We start from the raw sequence: 3,434 nt of genomic DNA on the forward strand, positions 1-3,434 counted from the left end.
AGCGGCCCTTTTGCTTTGGTAAAACGAACAGAACAGACCGGATAACGCGGGGTGGAGCAGCCCGGTAGCTCGTCAGGCTCATAACCTGAAGGCCGCAGGTTCAAATCCTGCCCCCGCAACCACCGACATTTGCAAATTCTCCCATTGAGGGAACCGCTCGAGCAACTCCTCGCGGTAAATGTCGAGCAGCATCTCCTTCTTCTCCTCACTGTCGATCTCACCGGCTTCCAGCCGCTCCACGAAATCCTCATGGATCTCCGAGATGAAGCGGCTCTTCATGTAGTCGAGCACGTCCATCTGCGCGAGAATAGACGCGATCAGGCCATGGACCTGCAGGCTTGCCGGCTGGTGGCCCGGTGTCTTGCCGACGACGACCTTCTGGACGAGCTGGCGTACGATCGGCATCAGCATGCGTTTGGCTTCCTCGTTCTTGCCCTTGCGGGCCACCATCATGAACTGACGCATTGCCATCTCCGTCTCTTCCGGATTATGCCGGCGGCGCAGTTCCTCGATCTTGGCAATCATGTCCGGGCCGCTTTCCGTGAAATTGGCGACCTCGTTCTCCAGCGTCTGGCGCTCTGCCTCCAGCCGGTCAAGCGTGTCGTCGAGTGCCAGCAGGCGAGGGCGGCCTTCGGCCGCACGGTCACTGATCTGCTGGATGATGTTCTGCTGCTTGCCCTCCAGTTCCGAGAGCTTGCGCTTCAACTGGTCGCGCTCGGCCAGCGGACGTTTGAGTTTTGCCGTCTCGTAGGCAATGCTCCGCTCGGACAGCGTGTCGAAGATGCCTTCGGCAAAGAAGGCTGCCGGCAGGCAGTCCAGTACACGGCTCTCCAGTTCCTGACGAATGATCGTCTTGCTATTGCTGCAACATGCGCCGCCAAGCTCGTCGATCGGCAGGCGCTTCTTGCGGTTGGTGCAGCTATAGCGATCCTTGCCGGAAATCGCGTAGGGGCCGCCGCACTCATCGCATTCGAGAAGATGGCTCAGAAGATATTCCGGCCGGTGTGTCGCATTCAGCCGGTTGCTCTGCCCGAAGTCGAACAGTTCCCCGATCTCCTTCTGCCGGTCCTTGACGCGGCTCCACAGTTCGTCCGAGATGATGCGCATCTGCGGCACCTCCGTCAGGATCCATTCGCTCGTATCATTGGCGCGGGCCGTGCGCTTCTCCGTCTGAGGGTTCTTGCGGTACTGGCGCCGGTTCCAGACGATGCGGCCGATATAGCTCTCATTGTTGAGAATGCCGGTGCCACGGCCGACATGGCCGCGGATCGCCGTATCGCGCCACTTGCGGCCGCGCGGGCCGGGGACGCCTTCATTGTTAAGGAGGTGCGCGATGTCGCGCGGAGACATCCCGTCAGCATAGAGCTGATAGATGCGACGAACAATCTCCGCCTTGACCGGATCGACATCCCGCAGACCTCGGATGCGGTCACCATTGGCATCGCGCTGCTGCGACAGCTTGTAGCCGTAAGCGAGGCAGGTCGACGCCTTGCCCTTCTTCACGGCCGTCTTCATGCCTTCGCGGGTGCGGTAGCGGATCTGCTCGACCAGTTCATGGCTGAGCGTGGAGCGCATATGCAGCTCCATATGGCTGATCTCCTGACCAGCCTGCACGGTCCAGATCGCCGTGTCGTGGTAGTTGAGTTCCTTGAGGATCTTCGAGCTATGCTCCACGTCGCGCGACAAGCGATCAGCCGTGACGCAGAGGACCACGTCGATCCGCTCGCGCTTCACATGAGCCAGGACCTGCTGGATGCCCGGACGCGATGTGAAGGAGGTCCCGCTGATAGCAGAATCCGCATAGGTCTCCACCAGCTTCCAGCCTTTGTTGGCGACGAAGGCCTTGCCGAGTTCGACCTGTGTCTCGATCGATACCTCGTTCTGGCGGTCGGTGGAGTAGCGGGCATAGAACAGAACGTTCTTGGTCATGGTCTGAATTCCGTCTCAAACAATATCATGGGGAACACTGGCCGGGAGCGCCGGCCAGTGTGATGTCTGGGCAAAAAGCTTACGGCGTTCCCACAGGGCCCCGCGCCGCCAAACCCTGGCGTAGCTTCACGCGCCTCCAGAGTTCATCGCTGACGATTCGCGTCGCATAGGCGCTGTCGTAATTACGACCCGGTACCCAGGACCGGCCGATATAGATCTCGTTATTGAGAATGCCGGTTCGCCGATTGCGGTCACCGCGGATGGTGGTGTCACGCCACTTGCCGCCACGAGGGCCCGGGATGCCTTCAGCGTTCAGGGCTTCCGCGATCTTTGCCGGCGACATTCCGTCCGCATACATCCGGAAAATCCGACGGACGACCTTGGCACATTCCTTATCGCCGGCCTTAAACCCGAACACATACGTTCCATTGGAATCATAGGCGCCGGTGTAGCGGTAGCCGTAGGGAAGCGGAACAAGATCGTTCACGTCATAGAGGCCATCAGGCATCTCCTCGAAATACTGAAAACCTGCAAGCGGCTTTCCCGGATCGTTGCAATAATAGCCAATCAGATCCTTGGTCTGGATCCGGATACCGGGATCTGCCGCCCAAAGCTCCATGCCGTTCACTGTGAGATCATGAAGCAGGCGTGCTGCATCGGGAAGACGCGAGCAGAGACGATCTAGCTTATGGCAAAGGACGATATCGCTCGATCCGAACTCAATCTCGTTCAGAAGCTTATGAACACCGGGTTGTGCCGTGAAGGCGACTTCGCCGATGTCTTCGTCACGGCAGGTCAGTTCCAGTTTCCAGCCGTTCTTGCGGATGAAGGTCTCGGCGAAATGGCGCTGCGAATCGGCGCAGGTGGTGCGCAGCGTATCGGCCGAGTTGCGGAGGTAGAGCAGGACTTTCTTGGTCATGAGGGCTCCTCGAGCTTGCGAAATGACTTGGGGGACATGTTAGCCTGGCGCGGATCGCTTGGGAGCCCGCGCCACCCGCCGGTCCATCATGGTCCGGCGGAAGTGCGTGATGGGGGCAGCGTCGAGCGAGCTGCCTTGCGTGTCGAAGCGTATCGAGGACTGGGGGCGAGATGGTCTTGCGCGGCAATAATTGCCGCGATCACGCTCGCCGCGCGTAGGTCGCTAGTGCCCCATCGCCGCGCGATAGGCGGCGGCCGCGTCGGTGTTGCCGGCAAGACGGTTGTCCGAACGAGGCATCAGGATCTGATCCTCGACGTTCTCGCGGCTGCCCAGCCAATACCAACCCATCTCATTGGGCCGAATTACAAACACCTCGTGCGGCGTGATCTTCACGCGCGCCGCGTTGGTCTCAGCCTTGATCGCCTCGTGGAAAAGCCGGTCGAGCTTGGAACTCGCACCCTTCTTGTCAATCGGCATCGAAACGGGCCCCCCTATCGGCTCCCAAAAGGGACCCCTGCCTCTGGTTGCATCGGGTCAGCGCGCGTAGGCCCGGAGCTCTCCATTTAGCGCAGGGGCCTGCGGGCGC

The 3,434-nt window shown here is 60.3% G+C and carries 3 protein-coding genes and 1 tRNA gene; 1 reads left to right on the forward strand and 3 read right to left on the reverse strand.

Annotated features, from left to right (window positions below; translation table 11 throughout):
- The first annotated feature begins 45 nt into the window (after nt 1–45).
- Nucleotides 46–122 (forward strand) — tRNA-Met (locus LQK81_RS26125).
- Here LQK81_RS26125 and LQK81_RS26130 read toward each other — a convergent pair.
- The 3 genes from LQK81_RS26130 to LQK81_RS26140 all read right to left on the reverse strand — a co-directional run bounded on the left by LQK81_RS26130 (nt 79) and on the right by LQK81_RS26140 (nt 3,325).
- The gene (locus tag LQK81_RS26130; RefSeq protein WP_230809317.1) at nt 79–1,929 is read right to left on the reverse strand and encodes a recombinase family protein; all 1,851 of its coding nucleotides are present in this window, start codon (nt 1,927–1,929) and stop codon (nt 79–81) included. The two genes, LQK81_RS26125 and LQK81_RS26130, sit on opposite strands and share 44 nt — an antisense overlap.
- Before the next feature lie 79 nt (nt 1,930–2,008).
- A complete protein-coding gene (locus LQK81_RS26135; protein WP_230809315.1) occupies nt 2,009–2,848 on the reverse strand; it encodes a recombinase family protein in 840 nt (279 codons plus the stop codon).
- A 222-nt stretch (nt 2,849–3,070) separates the two neighbouring features.
- Entirely contained in the window at nt 3,071–3,325 is a 255-nt protein-coding gene (locus tag LQK81_RS26140; RefSeq protein ID WP_230809316.1) for a hypothetical protein, read from the reverse strand.
- Between the last annotated feature and the right edge of the window lie 109 nt (nt 3,326–3,434).

Source organism: Rhizobium sp. GN54 (assembly GCF_021026345.1).
Classification (GTDB): Bacteria; Pseudomonadota; Alphaproteobacteria; order Rhizobiales; family Rhizobiaceae; genus Mycoplana.

What these genes read in the sequence shown, in the direction of transcription:
- LQK81_RS26130 (WP_230809317.1), bottom strand. Translation starts at nt 1,929, where the DNA reads ATGACCAAGAACGTTCTGTTCTATGCCCGCTACTCCACCGACCGCCAG.
- LQK81_RS26135 (WP_230809315.1), bottom strand. Translation starts at nt 2,848, where the DNA reads ATGACCAAGAAAGTCCTGCTCTACCTCCGCAACTCGGCCGATACGCTG.
- LQK81_RS26140 (WP_230809316.1), bottom strand. Translation starts at nt 3,325, where the DNA reads ATGCCGATTGACAAGAAGGGTGCGAGTTCCAAGCTCGACCGGCTTTTC.